The sequence below is a fragment of the Actinokineospora sp. UV203 genome, assembly GCF_056323665.1.
In genome coordinates, this window is sequence record NZ_CM150484.1 from 367,777 (window position 1) to 386,603 (window position 18,827).

General features: G+C 69.1%; 16 protein-coding genes. 8 read left to right on the forward strand and 8 right to left on the reverse strand.

Annotation, left to right across the window (positions count from 1 at the left end; all coding sequences use genetic code 11):
- The first annotated feature begins 8 nt into the window (after positions 1–8).
- The gene (locus ACUZ2Y_RS01725; RefSeq protein ID WP_476326222.1) at positions 9–971 is read left to right on the forward strand and encodes a GlxA family transcriptional regulator; all 963 of its coding nucleotides are present in this window, start codon (positions 9–11) and stop codon (positions 969–971) included.
- Here the strand turns inward: ACUZ2Y_RS01725 and ACUZ2Y_RS01730 are convergent.
- Positions 968–1,504, reverse strand: a complete 537-nt coding sequence (locus ACUZ2Y_RS01730) for a putative immunity protein (RefSeq protein ID WP_476326224.1) — start codon at positions 1,502–1,504, stop codon at positions 968–970. The genes ACUZ2Y_RS01725 and ACUZ2Y_RS01730 overlap by 4 nt on opposite strands.
- Before the next feature lie 138 nt (positions 1,505–1,642).
- Here ACUZ2Y_RS01730 and ACUZ2Y_RS01735 point away from each other — a divergent pair, with 138 nt between their 5' ends.
- A complete protein-coding gene (locus tag ACUZ2Y_RS01735; RefSeq protein WP_476326226.1) occupies positions 1,643–2,257 on the forward strand; it encodes a YdcF family protein in 615 nt (204 codons plus the stop codon).
- On the opposite strand, the gene ACUZ2Y_RS01740 is transcribed toward ACUZ2Y_RS01735, so the two are convergent.
- Together ACUZ2Y_RS01740 and ACUZ2Y_RS01745 are read right to left on the reverse strand one after the other, a co-directional pair.
- Positions 2,254–5,052: a tetratricopeptide repeat protein gene (locus ACUZ2Y_RS01740; RefSeq protein ID WP_476326228.1), complete on the reverse strand. Its 2,799-nt coding sequence runs from the start codon at positions 5,050–5,052 to the stop codon at positions 2,254–2,256. The two genes, ACUZ2Y_RS01735 and ACUZ2Y_RS01740, sit on opposite strands and share 4 nt — an antisense overlap.
- 20 nt (positions 5,053–5,072) lie before the next feature.
- The gene (locus ACUZ2Y_RS01745) at positions 5,073–6,869 is read right to left on the reverse strand and encodes an HSP90 family protein (protein WP_476326230.1); all 1,797 of its coding nucleotides are present in this window, start codon (positions 6,867–6,869) and stop codon (positions 5,073–5,075) included.
- Between the two features lie 397 nt (positions 6,870–7,266).
- On the opposite strand from ACUZ2Y_RS01745, the gene ACUZ2Y_RS01750 reads away from it, so the two are divergent.
- The 5 genes from ACUZ2Y_RS01750 to ACUZ2Y_RS01770 all read left to right on the forward strand — a co-directional run bounded on the left by ACUZ2Y_RS01750 (position 7,267) and on the right by ACUZ2Y_RS01770 (position 15,931).
- Positions 7,267–9,780, forward strand: a complete 2,514-nt coding sequence (locus tag ACUZ2Y_RS01750; RefSeq protein ID WP_476326232.1) for an RHS repeat-associated core domain-containing protein — start codon at positions 7,267–7,269, stop codon at positions 9,778–9,780.
- A gap of 8 nt (positions 9,781–9,788) precedes the next feature.
- Positions 9,789–10,166, forward strand: a complete 378-nt coding sequence (locus tag ACUZ2Y_RS01755; RefSeq protein WP_476326234.1) for a hypothetical protein — start codon at positions 9,789–9,791, stop codon at positions 10,164–10,166.
- 477 nt (positions 10,167–10,643) lie between these two features.
- Complete coding sequence (gene pheS / locus ACUZ2Y_RS01760; RefSeq protein WP_476326236.1) at positions 10,644–11,711, forward strand: phenylalanine--tRNA ligase subunit alpha; 1,068 nt, start codon at positions 10,644–10,646, stop codon at positions 11,709–11,711.
- Complete coding sequence (gene pheT / locus ACUZ2Y_RS01765) at positions 11,712–14,237, forward strand: phenylalanine--tRNA ligase subunit beta (protein ID WP_476326238.1); 2,526 nt, start codon at positions 11,712–11,714, stop codon at positions 14,235–14,237. It abuts the gene before it with no gap.
- A gap of 134 nt (positions 14,238–14,371) precedes the next feature.
- Positions 14,372–15,931 carry an alpha/beta hydrolase gene (locus ACUZ2Y_RS01770; protein ID WP_476326240.1) on the forward strand — a complete coding sequence of 520 codons (1,560 nt, stop codon included), beginning with the start codon at positions 14,372–14,374 and terminating at the stop codon, positions 15,929–15,931.
- Here the strand turns inward: ACUZ2Y_RS01770 and ACUZ2Y_RS01775 are convergent.
- Together ACUZ2Y_RS01775 and ACUZ2Y_RS01780 are read right to left on the reverse strand one after the other, a co-directional pair.
- Positions 15,928–16,284, reverse strand: coding sequence for a DMT family transporter (locus ACUZ2Y_RS01775; RefSeq protein ID WP_476326242.1), 357 nt, complete (start codon positions 16,282–16,284; stop codon positions 15,928–15,930). The genes ACUZ2Y_RS01770 and ACUZ2Y_RS01775 overlap by 4 nt on opposite strands.
- Entirely contained in the window at positions 16,284–16,604 is a 321-nt protein-coding gene (locus ACUZ2Y_RS01780; protein WP_476326244.1) for a DMT family transporter, read from the reverse strand. The genes ACUZ2Y_RS01775 and ACUZ2Y_RS01780 overlap by 1 nt, the downstream gene beginning before the upstream one ends.
- Before the next feature lie 119 nt (positions 16,605–16,723).
- On the opposite strand from ACUZ2Y_RS01780, the gene ACUZ2Y_RS01785 reads away from it, so the two are divergent.
- On the forward strand, positions 16,724–17,086 hold the full coding sequence (locus tag ACUZ2Y_RS01785) for a MerR family transcriptional regulator (protein WP_476326246.1): 363 nt from the start codon (positions 16,724–16,726) through the stop codon (positions 17,084–17,086).
- Here ACUZ2Y_RS01785 and ACUZ2Y_RS01790 read toward each other — a convergent pair.
- Genes ACUZ2Y_RS01790 through ACUZ2Y_RS01800 form a run of 3 tightly spaced genes read right to left on the reverse strand, consistent with a single transcriptional unit; the run spans position 17,073 to position 18,781 of the window.
- The gene (locus ACUZ2Y_RS01790) at positions 17,073–17,747 is read right to left on the reverse strand and encodes a DNA alkylation repair protein (protein ID WP_476326248.1); all 675 of its coding nucleotides are present in this window, start codon (positions 17,745–17,747) and stop codon (positions 17,073–17,075) included. The genes ACUZ2Y_RS01785 and ACUZ2Y_RS01790 overlap by 14 nt on opposite strands.
- Positions 17,748–17,749: 2 nt before the next feature.
- Positions 17,750–17,932, reverse strand: a complete 183-nt coding sequence (locus tag ACUZ2Y_RS01795) for a DUF397 domain-containing protein (RefSeq protein WP_476326250.1) — start codon at positions 17,930–17,932, stop codon at positions 17,750–17,752.
- 6 nt (positions 17,933–17,938) lie between these two features.
- Positions 17,939–18,781 (reverse strand): helix-turn-helix domain-containing protein, encoded by an 843-nt coding sequence (locus tag ACUZ2Y_RS01800; protein WP_476326252.1) that lies wholly within the window; start codon positions 18,779–18,781, stop codon positions 17,939–17,941.
- Positions 18,782–18,827 lie beyond the last annotated feature (46 nt).

The window sequence follows — 18,827 nt, forward strand, 5'->3', positions numbered from 1 at the left end:
CTCGCCACATGCTGCGAGTCGGCGTCCTGGCTTACCCAGGCTGCTTCGCCTCCGAGGTCTTCGGCGTGCCCGATCTCCTCACCATGGCCATGCACGTCGCGGGGCCGGACCGCGCCGGATACGAGGTGTCGCTCCTCTCGCCACGCCGTCGCGTCGCCGCGTCGGGTGGTGCGGCGTTGGCGGTCTCGCCGCTGCGGGACGTCGATGTCCTTGTCGTGCCTGGGTTCGAGCTCAGGCGGGACCTCGACATCGACGCGAGGCTCACCGGTCTCGCGCCTGAGGTCGCGGCGATCCGCGGCCACGCCGCAACGGGCAATCCCGTCGTCTCGATTTGTGTCGGCGCGTTCCTGCTCGCCGAGGCCGGGCTGCTCGACCGGCGCCAGGCCACCACATCCTGGCTCTTCGCCGACGAACTAGCCCGACGCTGCCCCGACACCGACGTCCGGGCGGACCGGCTCGTCGTGACCGACAAGGGAGTCACGACCACCGCCGCGTTCAGTGCCATGTACGACTTCGCGCTTGGCATGATCCGCGAACACAGCGGCGCCGAAGTGGCCCGGACAACCGCGCGTGTCGCCCTGGTCGACGACGCGCGGTCATCCCAGACCCCTTACGTCGACACGCGCCTCCTGCCGAAGCCCGGCAGCGAGTTCGCCCACCGGGTCATGCGCCTGCTCGACCAGAACCTCGCCAACCGATACGACCTCACCGCGGTGGCCGACACCTTCAACGTCAGCACCCGGACCCTGCTGCGGCGCTTCGCGGAGGAAGCGGGCCAGAGCCCCCTCGACTACCTCCATTCCGCACGCGTCCGCCGCGCCCGCCACCTCCTCGAAACGACCGACCGAACCGTTGCCGCCATCTCCGCCGCGGTCGGATACCGGGACCCCGGTTCCTTCGCCGCCCTCTTCGCCAAACACACCGGCCGACGCCCCAGGGACTACCGCACGGCCTTCCGGCGCTTCCCCTAGGACCGGCGACGCAGGCCGGCGTCAAGCTCGTAGAAGAGTGTGGCCAGCCGAGTGCGTCCCGGCTCGCGAGCCGGAAACCGCCGCACAACCTCGCGAACTGTCGGCGACGCCTGCTCGATCGCCCAGCGGATCTCCTCATCTCCGACAGCGGGATCGTTGCCCGCCGCCAGTTCTCGGGCCTGGGCCTGGTAAACCGCAGGCCCGAGAACATGTCTGGACTGGTGAGCCGTCGCCAGCGCGTGGGTGTACGCCGCTGCCGCCGCGAGGTTCGCGGCGCGGGCGGCGGCGGTGGCCGCTGGGTCGCCGACCTCGCGCGCCGCCGCGAAAGCCGCCCAGCCGACAGAGCGCAGGCGGGCTGTCCGCCTGCCGTCGAGCGCGAACGCCCGGGCGCCCTCGATCGCCTCGCGTGCACGGGGGTCGGACGGGGCTTTCGCCTCGAACAGCGGCAACACCCGCTCCGCGCACTCGGCGGCCCAGTGCGCGACAAGGCGACGGTCTTCATCACTCAGTGCTATCTCGAGATCCGATGTCACTTCTCCAGCGTAGTCACGCGCGACCGTGGCCAGGATTCCGTGTCCCGCCACAGTTTGTCGGTCGTGGGTGGCGACCACGACGGCAGCTGACAGTCCGCCGATAGCGAACTTGACCAGTCGGACTGAGAGGATCACGACGTGACACGACAGGCGCTGGTGGTTCTCGGGTTCTTCGGGTTCGCCGCGTGGGGCGAGATCGTGCACTGGCGGGCTTCCCGCGCTCTGGTGCACAAGAATCTGCCCGCGCGTTCTGAGGCGGTGGTCGTACTCGGGTACCGGAACCCGCGCGGCGACCGGGCCAACGCGCTGAACCGGTGGCGGGTGCGCGCGGCGCTGCGTTCCATCGACCACACGTTGGCCAGGTCGATTCTGGTCTGCTCCGGCGGCGCGACCGGCGCCGCGCCGGTGTCCGAGGCCGCTTTGCTCGCGCGTCACGCGGTGTCCGAATGCGGCTTCACCGGACCGGTCCGGCTGGACGAACAGTCGCTGAGCACCTGGCAGAACATCCGAAACGTGATCGCCCTGATCGAAGACGTGGACCAGATCAAGATCGTGTCGCATCCGCTGCACGCACTGAAAGCGCGCCTCTACCTGCGTCGCCAGCGCCCCGACCTCGCCGAGCGCCTGGTACGGGCCGCCGACTATCGGCTCGGGGAGGCGTGGCCGGTCAAACCCTTGTTCGCACTGCACGGCCTGCGAAGCCTGGCCCGCTGCCAACGCGACCTGGCTCAGAACAGCGCCGCGAAGTCCTAGTGGGACAACCGGTCGGTGAGTTCGCGGACCAGGGGATCGGTGTCCACCGGTTTCGCCTGTTCCTCCAACGTCCGCGCCAACGTCCCCAACACCGCCCCGACCGTCGCGTCCCCGGCGTCGTCGGTCAGCAAAGCCGCCGCCCGCCGGGCATCCGACTCAGCCGCCGCCAGCTGCCCGAGATCCAGCCGTAGCCGAGCCGCCCGCCCGGCCAGGAACGCGTGCCACTCGCTGTTTCCCAGCCGGACCGCGTACTCCTCCGAGCGCTGGTTGACCTCCAGCGCCTCGGCGAACCGCTGGTGGTGCGCCAACAACGCCACCCGGAACCCGATCACATCCGCCTGCTGGTCCAACGCCCCCGGCACCGAGTCGTCGGGGAGCAAGTCGGCGGCCTCGTCCAACGCGAGCAAACCCGCCTGCAGGTCGTCCAACCCCGCCGCGTGGGCGAGCTTGACCAAGGACTCCGCCGCCGCGACCGGGTTGTCGGCCACCTGCCATGTCGCCGCCGACTCGCGGAAGGACGCCGCCGCCCCCGGGTAGTCCCCGAGTTCGAGCCGGGCGTCGCCGAGTTGGAACAGCACGTGGGCGCGCAGGCCGTGGTCGCCGTCATCAGCCGTCGCCAGGACCGCGTCGAAGTGGTTGGCGGCGCTGTCGAATTCGCCGAGGTTTCGGCAGGCAAGGGCCAGCCGGTAGTGGATATCCGCGACCGGGCCGACGAACGCCGTGGGCATCAGCCGCAGCGCTTCCTCCAGGGTCTCCGCCGCCTCGATGTCCCGACCGGCCGCCAGATACCCCGCCGAGAGGTGCAGGCACGCCTGGCCGACCGCGCCCGGAGTCAGGTACGCCCGGGCCGCCGCGACCGCGTCGATCAGGACCGGCAGGTGGGACCCCGCGAGGTCGGTCTGGTCGAGCAGGCTCGCCGACTGCATCAGCGCCTCGGCCACCCACGGACCCGGGTACGTGCGCGCCACCTCGACGAAGTGCGCGAACTGCTCGACCGACTCCTCGACCCGCCCGAGATTGGCCAGCAGCCGGGCCCGGTGGCCGCTCACCGCGAGCCGGGTCGACTCCGGCCACCTGTCGGCGTCGGCCGCGAGCGCCTCGATGATCTTCAGCGAGCCGTCGAGATCTCCCTTGCGCTCCAACAGTTCCGCGCGCGCCTTGCGGACCCCGCCGAGCCGGTTGGGGGCCGACTCGACCGCGATCCGCTCCGCTTTGTCCACTTCGGACGCGGCGCGCTCCGGGTCGGTGTCGGCGAGCAGGTCCGCCTTGGCCAGGTGGGCGCGCATGACGCCGATCGGGTCGCCCGCGCGGTGCGCGATCTCCAGGGCCAGACGCGCGTGCGAGGCGGCGTCGTCCGGGCGTTCGACCGAACTCAGCAGGTCGGCGAGGAACGAGTGCAGCCGGGCCGCCGCCGCGTCCTCGCCCGCGGTGGTGAGCCGGACGAGGATGCCGTTGAGGCTGTCGATCAGCTCCTCGGGTGTGGCGCGGCGCGCGAGCCAGGTGCGGTGCACGGCGACCCGGGCGGCGAGCCCGTCGGGCAGCAGGCCGTCGAGGTCGGCGGGCAGCGCGGCCAGCAGCCGGGCGCCGGTGAACAGGCCGCCGCCGTCCATCGCGGCGCACGCGCGCCCGGCGACGTCCACCGGGTCGGCGAGATCGGCCTTCTCGACAGCCTTGACGACCGCCGCGGCCCCGGGCACGGCCAGCACGATCGGGTGAGCGTCGGGCAGCGCCAGGGTCTCCTCGACCCGCAGGCTCGCCGCGTCGGTCCCGTTGCGCTCGTCGAACTTCTTCGCCGTGCTCCGCGCCGTCTCGACGCAGTGCGCCCACAGTTCCTCACCGGAGAGCGCGCTGTCACCGACCCGGAACATCCGGTCCGCGCGGTCGGGCACCCGGCTCAGCAACAGGGCGGCGGCGGCCGCGAAGTCCTGTCGGACCTTCGGGCTCGGCGCGTCGGCGAGCACGTCGAGGTTGCGGGTCAGGATCTCCAGGCCGCGCGCGGCGTTCCCGGTCAAAGCACAGAACCGCAGGTGCGCGTGCAGCGCCGACCGGGCCTGCGGGGTGTCCCGCACCACCCGGTACGACACCAGGTGCGCGCGGGCGGCCTCGTCGAGCCTGCCGGTGGCGAGGTACGCCTCCAGCAGCGACGCCATCACCCCGTGCGGCTGCTCGGCGCAGTCCGACGGCTCGGTGAGCACCGAGCGGGCCGCGTCGATGGCCTCGGTGAATCGCTTGCGGGAGACGAAATACCCGACCTGGCTGTCCACGACGCACGCCGCGCAGTCGCTCATCTCGTCGGGCTCGGCCGCCCGCCACGCGGCGAAGTGCGCGTCGGCGGCCTCGGTGTCGCCGATGTGGTGGGCGACCGCGCGCAGCTTGTCGTGCACCGGATGCAGCGAGAAACCCTGCTGCCGGTAGCGCTCGGCCAGCTCCTCCACCACGGCGCCGATCTGCTCCAGGCTGAACCGGGGATCGCCGAGCAGCCCGGTCGGCAGCCACTTGTGCATCCAGTTGAACTGGTGCAGCGCCCAATCGTCGAAGCTCTCCGGGTGCAGCCGCTCAGTGGTGCGCAGCCAGGCGAACGGCGTCAGCATCAGGTCGTAGCGGCGGATCTCCCGGTAGGCGTTGACCAGGATCAGCCGGGCGGCGACGGCGTAGTCGGTGAAGCCCGCCGCGTCGGCCGCGCGCGCGGCCCGCTCCAGGGCCTCGCACTTGGCTTGGCCCGCGGGCATCGATTCGGTCGCGTGCACCATGTGGGCGACGCGGTCGCGGGACTCGTCCGGTTCTGACGTGGACATACTCTGCTCGTCTCCGGTGTTCAGTCGCCGATGGCGCGGTCGAGCAAGTCCAGGAAGGACCCGTTGAGCGTCGCGGTGTCCTTGGGGCGCAGCGGGCGGTGCGACTGCAGCAGCGCGTGGACATACAGCGCGAGCACGGCCGTCTCCAGCAGTGTCGAGTCGTCGATGCCTGTAAGGCGGGCGACCAGCGGGTTGCGCGTGTTCAAAACCAACTGTTGGGCCGCGCCCGACTCGGCGTCCACCAACCTGCCGAGCAGGTCCTGCCACAGCGGGTCCGCCGTCTCCCGGGCGTCGGCCGTGTCGCGCCGACGCGCCCCTCCGGCGTCGGCCACCAGCAGCGCGGGCAGCGACACCGGGTCGAAGTCGCGCAGCATGGGTTCGCAGTCGTGGCCGTCGAGGACCTTCGCCGCCACCGACATCGTCCGCTTCATCGTCGCCTCGACCTGAGCGCTGGGGCGACCCAGGGCGGCCAGCAGCTCCGAGGGCTCCACCCGGCGCGCGGTGTTGGCCCCGTCGAGGGTGGCCAGCCGCTTGAGCAGCTCCGTGTCGTAGGCGTAGCCGGCGTTGACCAGGCCGATGCCCTGGGCGCGGGCCACCGGCGCGAGCTGGCGGAACTCGTCGACGTCGGGGGTGTAGAGCACCGTGGCGTGGCCGCGGCGGAACTGGCGCAGCGGCATCGTGCCCCGGGTCGTCTCGAACGGCACCCAGCGCTCGGCCAGGCGCAGCAGCTCGTCGTCGATCAGCGCGACGGACTTGATGCCGAGCTGGTGCGCGGCGAGCATCGCGCCCGCCCGCTCCGGCTCGGTCGCGTCCAGCCGCAGCAGCCAGTCGCGCAGCCGGGTGCCCAGCGCGTCGCGCACGGCCAGCAGCGTCTCGTCCTCATAGAGGGCCTCGCGGCTCGCGGTCGGGCGCAGCGCCGACGTGTCGACCACGCACCGGACGAAGTAGGCCCAGTCGGGCAGCAGGCCCTCGATCGAGGTGCCCACGAGCATCCGCTTGAGGTACACCCGGTGCGCCTGCCGGGTCCCCGGGTTGGCGCCCGCGGGCAGCACGAACGCCGCCCCGGTCAGCCCGACCGCGCCGAACTCCAGCGGCACCACGTCGAACGGCTCGAAGCCCAGCGTCTCGCGGCAGTACTCGGCCAGCCGGTCGTGGTGCTGGGCGACCGACTCGTCGGCCTTGCGGGCCCACGGCAGCTCGTCCTCGGTGACCAGCACCTGCCCGTTCGGCCCGGCGACCCGGACCTCCACCGGCAGCAGCGACCCGAACTCGGCGGCCAACATCGCCACCGTGTCGTACTCGGCCCAGTGGTCGCAGTCGCGCCGGGGGACCAGCTCCACCGTCGTGCCGACCTCGGCGCGGGCGGAGTCGTCGACCTCGACCTCGTAGGTGCCGTCGCCGTGGGCGACCCAGCGCACCGCCGGGCTCCCGTTGGCCGACCGGCTCACCAACCGCACCTCGTCGGCGACCAGGAAGCAGGAGAGAAGCCCCACGCCGAACTGCCCGAGAAAGTCCTGCCGGGCGAACCCCAGCTCGTCGCGCTTGGACGTGCCGCCCAGGGTGGACAGCAGGGAGTGCACCTCGGACTCGTCGAGGCCGATCCCCGTGTCCGTTATCCGCAGGGTCCCGTTGCCGGTCCGCTCGGTGGACTCGATCAGGATCCGACCGGGCGCCGACGGGTCGCCCAGCCTGCGCGCGGTGACCGCGTCGACCGCGTTCTGGAGTAGTTCGCGCAGGTAGACCCGGGGGCTGCTGTAGAGGTGGTGGCTGAGCAGATCGATGACGCCGCGCAGGTTCACACCGAAGGTCTGGGCCAAGACGGAACCTCAACAGCGGTAGGGAGCGCGGGCGCTGTGACAGTACAGGTGTCCTGCGGGACGTGAAGAATCTTAAGGTCGTATACAGCACGTCGGACCGAGCTCCGCGCGTCAGGCACCGATGGCGAGGTCGCGCGGCGAGGCTGCCTCCAGAAGTCCTGACAACCTGTCGTGAGCCGGTTGACGCGAGTGGGGACCCGTCTGTCGTCGGCGACAACCCCGCCGGCCCGCCCGGGTGTCCCGAGTCCTTCGTGGACCTGAAGGTCGATCCGGAGTTCGGGTCGCCGGATGCGCATCCGGCCGTGTCGATAGGCCGTGCGGAGCAGGTGCTCCGAGCGTTCAGTCCAATTCGAAAGTCGGTGCCCTCCCCGTGGCGTGAGATCTCGCCCGAGCCACGATGCTGGTGTCCGAGACCACGTACAACCAGAACGGCCAGGTGCTGAGGCTCAACTACGCCGCGGCGAATGATCCCAAGCAGGTCTCGACGACGTGGACGTACGAGGACGGCACCGGCAGGCTCAATTCGATGGCGGCGGTCCGGGCGACGGCCACCGAGAACTGGGTGGCGAACCGGGCGTACACGTACACCCAATCCGGCGCGCTCACGAAGATCGCTGACACCCCGCCGGGCGCTGCTTCCGACACCCAGTGCTTCGGGTACGACTATCTGCAGCGCCTGACGAAGGCGTGGACGCCGTCGTCCGGTGACTGCGCGGCTGCTCCCTCCACCGCTGGGCTCGGTGGCGCCGCGCCGTACTGGAACGAGTGGACGCACGACGTCACGGGAAACCGGACCAGCGAAACCCGGTACGCCGCGAGCGGCAACACCGTCACCGAGCTGTCCTACCCGACTCCTGGCTCTAAGCAACCGCACGCGGTTCAGTCGGCGAAGACGACGATCGGTGGGGGTGCTCCCACCACTGAGTTATTCAGCTACTACCCGTCCGGTGGCACGCAAAACCGGTCGAAAACCGGGGCGAACTACGAATTCACCTATGACATCGAGGGTCGCGTCGCCACGGTGAAGGACCCGGCAGGCAAGCTGTCTTCGTATCTGTATGACGCCGACGGCAACCGGCTCATCACCCGGGACCCGACGGGGACAACCCTGTCTGTGGGCAACACTGAGCTGTTCGTCGGGACCGGCACATCGACGGCGACCGGGACCCGGTTCTACTCCCACGGCGGGCAGCAGGTAGCCGTGCGCAATGGTGCCGGGCTCACGTGGAAGCTTGTGGATCACCACAGCACCGCGACCGCGAGCATCACCGCGTCGACGCTCGCGGTGACCCGCCGGCACCAGGACCCGTACGGCAACATCCGGGGCGCGGCGCCTGCGATGTGGCCGGATCGACATGGGTTCGTCGGCGGATTCGAGGACACCACCAAGCTGGTGCACCTGGGTGCCCGTGAGTACGACCCGGCGCTTGGCCGGTTCATCAGCGTCGACCCGGTCCTGGACCTGAGTGATCCGCAGTCGTGGACCGGGTACGCCTACGCGAACAACAACCCGGTCGACTACAGCGACCCAACCGGCTTGTGGTGCGACATGTGCTCCCGGCCCGACATTGGCGTCAACTGCCCGCCATGTGGCGGCGGAACCCCGTCGAGCGCTCCGTCTGCGGGATCAGGCACGGCCCATAACTGCGGTAGTTGCAATGGTGGTAAGGGGTGGGCGACGCCCCAAGGGGCGTATGCGTCGAAGGTCGGCCAGTACGGGCGGCCGGTGATCGATCTGTCGAGGGTGGCCAAACCGCCGGCGATCAACGACCGCAACTGGAACTACGTGGACGGCGAGTATTACCCGGTCAGTGGCGAGGAGTGGAGGCTCGAGCACATTCCCGGCCACGTGAATCCGGACTACCCGTGGTGGGTTCCAGTTCTCGTTGTGGTCGGCGTCACGGCAGCACTCGCGTGCATTGCGACCGGGGTCGTAACGTGTCTCGCCGTGGCCGGGGGAATGGCGGAAGCGTCCTTGCCACCCATGGTCGCGGTACCTGCCGCCGTTGGTGGCGCCGCCGTCGTCGGGATCGGCTTGGGCAAGTTCGGAAGTATGCTCGACGACGCCGCCAACGCGGGCGCCAAGGGTCGATCCGCCGCAGCCACGGGTGCCGGGCTTGCGAAGGCATGTGGGAATAGCTTCGCGCCGGACACGATGGTGATCATGGAGGACGGAACCGTCCAGGCGATTGACACGGTCGAGGTCGGAGATTATGTGCTGGCGGCGGACCCGATCACCGGGGTGGTAGCGCCGCGGCGGGTTCTCGCCGTGCATCGGAATCTCGACACCGATCTCACTAACCTGTCAATCAAGGATGCGGCTGGTGTTTCCGCAGTAGTACGGACCACTCAACACCACGAGGTCTGGGACCACACGCTGGAAACATGGGTTCTCGCCGGTGCGATGGCGGTCGGTCACTCGGTGATGGCGGCGGCCGGTACTTCTGGCGTCGTCGAGCGCGTTCACAATTTCGCCGGCAGCGCGACGATGTATGACCTGACAGTCGAGGACCTCCACACGTACTTCGTGTCTGTGGGATCGAGCTCGGCTCTGGTGCACAATACGGGTTGCGGGACGCATCTCGCGCTCGGCCTCAACACAATCCGGGGGGTCGACAGCAACGCGCTGCAGCGATTCGCCCAGGAGTACGGTGCGGTGACTTATGCGGATCCACAGTTCGCTTCGCTGCTGCCGCGTGGTGTCGCGACGCCAGAGAACCTCCGGAAGATGATCGACCAGGTGGTCGACGGTGGCGGCAAGATCAGTTTCAACATGAAGGGGATCCAAGACGTCGAAGGAATGATCTCAGGCAAGTACAAGAATTACACCGCTGTGGAACTGCAGCACATTTGTGGAAATTCCGCGATCAGAGCGGCGACCACGTTTCATAACGGTTCGGCACCATGTTAGGTGATTCTATGGACGACCTGGTTTCTCGGCTCGACGTTAAACGCGAATATAAAGGCATGGGTGCGCCGGACGTGCTTCTTACCCTGCCGTCCCGAGAGCGGTTGGTGGTGAAACTCTTCGCGTCGGAATTGAGGCCGGGCGGATTCCGGTGGCTGAAGGTGGCGGTGCCGATGTGGTACCGGCACTTCATGCCGGATCCGCCGTACACGGAGTGGATCGAGTCTGGGCTGGTAGAGACCTGGGTGCCGGTGGACGCCGTCGAGTATGTCGATGGCCAGGACTACTCGACCGTCGCCGACCTCAATGTGGGCGAGGGGCGTCCCGCCTGGGCGCCGCGTTATATGCAGCCGGGGGAGGACGGGGACAAGCCGATGGACTTGTCGTGAACCTAGAGCAACGGCATGTGGTTGCGAATCATCCTTGAGTTCGATGGATCCCACGTGGAATTTGGCGAAGATCTCCGATCCTGCACTGTGACGCTGGTTGCGACCGTCGGCTTAACCGACGTTGCAGGGTCGGAAGTGCCTGAGGGAAGCAGCGGGTCGGTGAACGCACTCCAGCTCCCGTACCGGCTCCGTGAGGTGCCCAGAACGTTCCGGCAGCGTCTCGCTGCACGACCTCGGCGCGCATGGCACCTCGCCGGACGATGCGACGTCACCGAAGCGTGTCGGCCGAGATCGCTTCGGTGGTTATGAATCAGCCGCTCGTCGGTCCCGGGGAGCGGGCTGCATGAGCTTCGAGCATGCCGGTGCGGGCAACTCGATGGGGGCGCTCGACCTCCATCACCTAGGATCAACGTGCTCACCCGGCCGATCGGGTGTACCGCTCGGCCATCACAGGACCTCGGGAGCTGTCCACCAACCATGTCCGGAGCCAACGACCCGTACGACCCGAAAGAGGTCGCGGCGCTCTCACCGGAGACTCTGCAGGCCGCTGTCGAGAAAGCGCGCGAGGAGTTCTCCGCCGCCGCCGACCTCGACGCGCTCGCCGCGGTGAAGCCCGCCCACCTGGGTGACAAGTCCCCCCTCCTGCAGGCCCGCCGCGAGATCGGCGCGCTGCCTCCCAAGGCGCGCTCCGAGGCGGGCAAGCGGGTCAACGAGGCCCAGACCCTGATCAACGCCGCCTTCGACGAGCGCCGCGCGGTCTTACAAGCCGAGCGTGACGAGCACGTGCTCCGCGATGAGGGCGTCGACGTCACGCTGCCCTGGGACCGCACCCCCAGAGGCGCCCGCCACCCGCTGACCACGCTGTCCGAGCGGGTCGCCGACGTGTTCGTCGGCATGGGGTATGAGGTGGGCGAGGGCCCCGAGATCGAGACCGAGTGGTTCAACTTCGACGCGCTGAACTTCAAGAAGGACCACCCGGCGCGCACGATGCAGGACACCTTCTACGTGGCCCCGGAGAACTCGGGCCTCGTCCTGCGCACGCACACCTCGCCGGTGCAGATCCGCTCGCTGCTGGCCCGTGACCTGCCGGTGTACGTGGTGTCCCCGGGCCGCGTCTACCGCACCGACGCGCTCGACGCGACGCACACGCCGGTGTTCCACCAGGTCGAGGGCCTGGCCGTGGACAAGGGCCTGACGATGGCCCACCTCAAGGGCACGCTCGACGCGTTCGCCCGGGCCATGTTCGGCCCAGACGCCCGGGTCCGGCTGCGCCCGTCGTATTTCCCGTTCACCGAGCCCTCCGCGGAGCTCGACGTGTGGTTCGCCGAGAAGAAGGGCGGCCCCGGCTGGATCGAGTGGGGTGGCTGCGGCATGGTCAACCCCAACGTCCTGCGCGCCTGCGGCGTCGACCCGGAGGTCTACTCCGGTTTCGCGTTCGGCATGGGCCTGGAACGCACTCTGCAGTTCCGCAACGGCATCCCCGACATGCGCGACATGGTCGAGGGCGATGTCCGGTTCACCCTTCCCTTCGGCACGGAGGCGTAGTTGAGGATCCCCGTCAGCTGGCTCATCCAGCAGCTTGAGCTCACCGAGGAACACCGGGACCTCACCGCCGAGCAGATCGCGGACGCGTTCGTCCGGGTCGGCATGGAGGTGGAGGAGATCAGCACGCTCGGGCCGGTCACCGGTCCGCTCGTGGTCGGCCGGGTGGCCGAGATCGAGGAGCTCACCGAGTTCAAGAAGCCCATCCGGTTCGTGACCGTCGAGCTCGGCGACCCTGAAGATATCGACACAGACGTCGATTCCGATTCTTTTCCGGCGACGACGCAGGTCATCTGCGGTGCGACGAACTTCGTCGAGGGCGACCTGGTCGTCGTCGCGCTGCCCGGCGCCGTCCTGCCCGGCGACTTCACCATCACCGCGCGCGAGACCTACGGCCGGACCAGCAAGGGCATGATCTGCTCCGCGCGTGAGCTGGGCCTGGGCGACGACCACGCGGGCATCATGGTGCTGCCCACCGGTGACATCGCCCCGGGCGACGACGCGATCGACCTGCTCGGCCTGACCGACAAGGTCATCGAGCTGGCGCTCACCCCCGACCGCGGCTACTGCTTCTCGGTGCGCGGCCTGGCCCGTGAGCTGGCCTGCGCGTTCGACCTGCGGATGATCGACCCGGCCGCCATCGAGGTGCCCGAGGCCGACTCCGAGTCCGTGCCGGTGCGCATCGAGGACGAGGACGGCTGCGCCCGGTTCGTGGTCCGCCGCGTCACCGGGGTCGACCCGACCGCGCCGACGCCGTGGTGGATCCACCGCAGGCTGATGCTCGCGGGTGTCCGCTCGATCTCGCTGGCCGTCGACATCACCAACTACGTGATGCTCGAAATGGGCCAGCCGATGCACGCCTTCGACACCACCAAGCTCAAGGGCGGTCTCACGATCCGCCGGGCGGCGGCGGGGGAGAAGCTAGTCACCCTCGACGACGTGACCCGCACGCTCGACCCCGACGACATCGTCGTGTGCGACGAGTCCGGCCCGATCTCGCTCGCCGGCGTCATGGGCGGCGCGAGTACCGAGGTCAGCGCCGAGTCCACCGACATCCTGCTCGAAGCGGCGATCTGGGACCCGGCGTCGATCGCCCGCGCGGTGCGCAGGCACAAGCTGCCCAGCGAGGCGTCCAAGCGCTTCGAGCGCGTGGTCGACCCGGCGCTGCCGCCCGCCGCGCTGGAGCGGGCCGCGCGCCTGCTCCGCGAGCACGGCGAAGGCAGCATCCAGCCCGGCCGCACCGACGTGGGCAACCCGACCGCGCCCGCGGCCCTCACCATGGCGATGGACCTGCCCGACCGTGTGGCGGGTATCCGCTACGACCGCGGCGTCACCGTCTCCCGGCTGCAGCAGATCGGCTGCCTGGTCGACTTCGGCACCAGCGAGGACGGCAAGCCGAGCGTCACCGTGCACCCGCCGACCTGGCGGGCCGACCTCACCCAGCCCGCCGACCTGGTGGAGGAGGTGCTGCGCCTGCAGGGCTACGACACGATCCCGTCGGTGCTGCCGCCCGCGCCCGCCGGTCAGGGCCTGAGCCCGAAGCAGCGGCGTCAGCGCGCGGTCTCCCGTTCGCTCGCCGAGGCGGGCTACGTCGAGGTGCTGCCGTTCCCGTTCGTCGCCAAGACGGTCTGGGACCAGCTGGGTCTCGCCGGCGACGACATCCGCAGGCGCACCCTGTCGGTGAGCAACCCGCTGGAGGCCGACCGCGCCGAGCTGGCGTCCACGCTGCTGCCGGGGATGCTCGATGTCTTGTCGCGCAACGTCTCCCGTGGCGCGAAGGACGTCTCGATCTTCCATATCGGGCAGGTCGTGCTGCCGCGCACCGAGCGCGTTCCGATGCCCGAGGTGGGCGTCGAGGACCGGCCGAGTGACGAGGAGATCCTCCAGCTCAACGGCACCCTGCCGATGCAGCCCGCCCACGTCGCCGTCGTCCTCGCGGGCCACCGGCAGCGCGCGGGCTGGTGGGGCAAGGGCGAGCAGGCGAGCTGGGCCGACGCGGTCGAGGCGGCCAAGACCGTCGCCCGGGCCGCCGGTGTCGAGCTGACCGTCCACAAGGCCGACCTCGCCCCGTGGCACCCGGGCCGGTGCGCGCAGCTGCGCGTCGGCGGGTTCCCCGTCGGGCACGCGGGTGAGCTGCACCCGAAGGTCACCGAGGCGATGGGTCTCCCCGCGCGCACCTGCGCGATGGAGATCGACCTCGACGCGCTGCCGCTGACCGAGCACAGGCCCGTCCCACGCGTCTCGCCGTACCCGCCGGTGCTGCTCGACGTGGCGCTCGTTGTCGACGACGAGGTGCCCGCCGAGGAGCTGTCCGACGCGTTGCGTGCGGGCGGCGGCGAGCTGCTGGAAGACCTGAGCCTGTTCGACGTGTTCACCGGTGAGCAGGTCGGCGAGGGCAAGCGGTCGCTGGCGTACTCGCTGCGCTTCCGCGCGGCAGACCGCACGTTGACGGTGGACGAGGCGACCACGGCGCGGGATGCTGCGGTGGCCTCGGCGGCCGAGCGTTTCGGCGCCGCGCTGCGCGCGTGACACTGACGGCCCACGACGGCTGAGCGTTTCTCCAGTCCCCACCGAGAACGCCGCGCGGTGCGGTTCCCCTGCGGAGCCGAACCGGGCAGCATCGGGTGATCCGGTCCGACACCGGACATGATCGAAGGGGCATTGTGAGGAAGATCGTGGCCGCCGCCGCGGCTGTGGGTGTCGTGGCGGGAATCGTGGTTCTGTCGCCGACGGTGGGCGCGTCCCAGGAGCCGATCGTCTGGGGTCCGTGCGAGCATCCGGCGCTGGTCGTGCGCGGGGCGGAATGCGGGAAGCTCGAAGTCCCGCTGAACCACGCGGAGCCGGCGGGCGCGAAGATCAAGCTCGCGGTGTCGCGGATCAAGGCGACCGTGCCTGCCGACCAGCGCCAGGGCGTCATGCTGACCAACCCGGGCGGCCCCGGCGGTGCCGGACTGTTCATGGCAGTGCTCGGCGACCGGGTGCCGAAGGGCGCGGGCAAGGCCTACGACTGGGTGGGTCTCGACCCGCGCGGCGTCGGGGCTAGCGAGCCCTCGCTGTCCTGCGACAGCGGCTACTTCAGTTACAACCGGCCGTACTACGTGCCGGTGTCGAGGGAACTCGAACAGATCTGGCTCGACCGGTCCAAGGGCTACGCCAAGGCCTGCGGGGCCGAGGGCGGCGACCTGTTGGAGCACCTGCGCACGGTCGACACGGTCCGGGACATGGACCTTCTGCGCGCGGCGCTCGGCGAGGAGCGGCTCAACTTCTACGGGTACTCCTACGGCAGCTACCTCGGCCAGGTCTACTCGACCCTGTACCCCGAGCGGGTGCGCCGGATGGTTCTCGACGGCGTGGTCGACCCGCGATACGTCTGGTACCAGGCGAATCTCAACCAGAACATCGGGTTCGACCGGAACATCAAGATCTACTTCGACTGGCTCGCCAAGCACGACGACGCCTATCACCTGGGCACTGATGGTCGGGAGATCGAGGCCGGGTACTACGCGGAGCTGGAGAAGCTGCGTCAGACGCCCGCAGGTGGGGTGATCGGACCGGACGAGTTGGCGGATGTATTCCTGCGGGCGGCTTATTTCGTGTACGGCTGGACCGATCTGGCGTCCGCGTACTCGAAGTACCGTGGCGCGGGCGACTTCTCCGGGATCAAGGCGCTTTGGGATGGCCTCCACAGCCAGGAACCGGGGTCGGACAACAGTTTCGCGGTATACCTGGGCGTCCAGTGCACGGACGTGCAGTGGCCGACGAACTGGGACCGCTGGCGGGTGGACAACTGGCGGATCTACGCGACCGCGCCGTTCGAGACCTGGAGCAACGCCTGGTACAACGCGCCCTGCGTGTACTGGACGGGCACACCGGGCAAGCCGGTCGAGGTCGACGGCTCGAAGGCGCCGCCGATGCTGCTGATCAACGAGACCCTGGACGGCGCCACCTCGTTCGAGGGCGCCCTTGAGGTCCGCGACCGCTTCCCCAACGCCGCCCTCATCGAAGGCGTCGGCGGCACAACCCACTCGTCGAGCCTCTTCGGCAACCTCTGCGTCGACAACCAGGTAGCCGACTACCTGGCCAGTGGCAAGGTGCCGCAGCGTCAGCAGGGCCGGGTCTCCGATAGCAAATGCGACCCGCACCCGCAGCCCGCACCGGGTGTGCGGGCTGCGTGGGAGGACGCCGGAGACAGGCGTGATCCGCGGACGATGTTGCGGCCCTAGTCGTGTGCGGGCCGGTTGGGCCGATCGGAGAGCTTGAGCCAGACGACGCCGACGATGATCACGGTGAGCCAGAAGGCCTTGACCGGGGTGAGGATCTCGCCGAAGAAGAGGGGGCCGAGCAGTGCGGCTCCGACGGCGCCGATGCCTGCCCAGACGGCGTAGCCGATGCCCATGTCGATAGTGCGCAGGGCGAGGCTGAGGGCGAAGAGCGTCAGCAGGAAGAAGACGACCGCGACGAGCGACCACGAGAGCACGGTGAAGCCCTGACTGCCGCCGACGGAGAGGGCGTAGCCGATCTCGAAGGCTCCGGCGAGCAGGAGTACGAGCCATGCTCGTGTTTGGTTCTGCGGCATCACGCCGCTCCGCTGAGCTGGAGGCCGACGACTCCGGCGATGACGGCGGCGATGCCGAGGAACTTGCGCCAGTCGAGCCGCTGGCCGAAGAGGAGAGCGCCGAGGACGACGATCCCGACGCCGGCGACGGAGGTCCAGATCGCGTAGCCGACACCGACGTCGAAGGTCAGAAGCGCCAAGCTGAGGAAGTAGGTGGCGATGCCCCCGCTGACCAGCGTGGCGGTGGTCCAGGCGGGTCGGGTGAAGCCGTGGGCTTTGCCCGCGGAGATGGCGACGGCGATCTCGAAGACCACGGCGATGCCGAGGTGGAACCAGTGCATGGCAGGTGTCTTTCCTTGAGGTGAGTTACGTCCCATGATGGGTGGGCCCCTCCATGGTGGAACTTCACACCGGTGTCAACTGCAAGACTGGGAGCGGGCGGACAGCTTCAGGAGGTCTCATGCGCATCGGTGAGCTGGCGGATGCCGGCGGCGTCAGCACCCGGTCCCTGCGCTACTACGAGGAGCACGGGCTCATCCGCGCCGAGCGCACGCCCGGCGGGTGGCGCGAATTCGACGGCTCGATGGTCGAGCGGGTCGTCATGATCCAGCACCTATTCGCCGCCGGCCTGTGCAGCGCCACCATCAACGAATTGCTCCCCTGCCTGGAGGCCCCACCCGAGGAGCGCACCGGCGTCATGGAGCAGTTGCTCGCCCGGGAAGTCGAGCGTCTTGAGGCCAAGCGACGTGCGATCGATCGCGAACTCGACACGTTGCGGGCGCTCCGCAGCGAAATGGCCTCATGCGAGGTCAGAGGTGTTTGAGCGCCTCGCGGCGGGACAGTGGGGACAGCTCGGGGTGGGTGTCGACGAAGTGGCGGACCCAGCCGGGGTCGGTCTTGGCGTACTCGCGCAGGGCCCAGCCGATTGCTTTGCGTAGGAAGAAGTCCGGGTCGTCCATTGTGGACTCGATGGTGTCGGTCAGCAGGTCGGGGTCGGTGGCGTCGCGCGCCTTGAGCTGGCAGAGGATTGAGGTGCGGCGCTTCCAGCGGTCGGGGTCGGTGGCCCAGGCGCGCATGGTGGGGGTCAGGGCGTCGGGGTGGGCGAGCAGGAGGGGGCCGACTCGGCGGGCGGCGATCTCGTCGACGAAGTCCCACCAGGCGCCGGTGACGATCAGTTCCTCGTAGAGGGGGAGCAGGTCGATGCCGTCCCAGGGGGCGTAAGGCTTGTGGGCGAGTAGGTCGAGGGCGACGTAGCGTTCCTCGCGGTACTCGGCGTCTCGCCAGAGTTCGGTGACGGCGGTGATCCAGGCGGCGCGGTCGGTGAAGACGTGCTCGGCGAACAGGGTTCGCACCAGTGCGGTCCGCTCGGGCTTGGGGACGCCGTGGAAAGGCATGTCGGACTTCATGTACCGCTGCATGTCCGGTGCCCGCACCGGGTGGCTGACCTCGGCCAACCCGGCTCGCACGGCCTCGATGAACTCCACGGTCAGCGAAAGGTGGCCAGGGCCGATCGCCAGGCTTGCTCGGATACGACCAGCGCGCCCGCCTCGGGCTTCTTGGAATCCCGCACACCCACGGTCCCCGGCACGAACGCGACCTCGACGCACTCTGTTTCAGTGTCGCCAGTGCTGCGGCTCGACTTGCGCCACTGTGCGTGATCAAGATCCATCGTGTTTCACCTTCGTCGGTATTCGAGGGCCACGCGGCGGAGAAATTTCACTGATTCGGCTGAACTCAGTGCATCTCGGAGCATCTTATCCAGACTCGCATGACACTTCCCGACTTCGCCGGGGTCATCGGTGAAGATCATGACCGAGGTGTCGAAGTGGAGAACCGTTGGAGCCTTGCTGAACTGCAAGAGGCCGTGGTTGCTGTCGGAACCCTCCCATCTCGGCAGGTCGAACGGCGCCACGCGAATGTCGATGCGAGGCAATTCCGCCAGGTCGGCGAGGTGCTGCACCTGTTCGGCCATGACCTCGGCGCTGCCGACGACTCGGCGAAGCGCGGACTCGTCCAGCATGGCGAGATACTTGGGTGATCGCGGCTTCCGTAGCACCTCCTGGCGCTCCAACCGGGCCTTGACACCATGCTCGGCTTCCACGCCCGTGACTCCTGTGGTGTGTACCAAGGTGCGGATGTAGCTGGGGGTTTGCAGGAGGCCGGGTATCCGCACCATGTTCACGTGTGTGATCTGGGTGGCCTGCGCCTCGAACGCCGCCAGGATGGGTTGCTTGGTCATGCCGATGGTGGAGAGCAGGCCCCACCAGGTCGGCGACAAAGGGCTGCTGATCAGAGTGAGGATGCGTTTGCGTTCGAGTTTGGGGACGGCGTAGACCGTCAAGAGGGCGGCGGCGGCCTCGGGACTCGTCGGGCGGATGCCGTTCTCCATCCGGTTCAGCGTGGCGTTGGAGAAGCCCGCTTTCTCGGCCGCGACCGACGTGCTCATTTCGGCTGCCGCGCGCAACTCGGCGAAGAGGCTGCCGATCGCGCGGTCCCTGGCGGTGTCGTGCTTGGTCATCTGATCATCTCACCAGGGGACACGGTGATCAGCCATTGCCCGATCG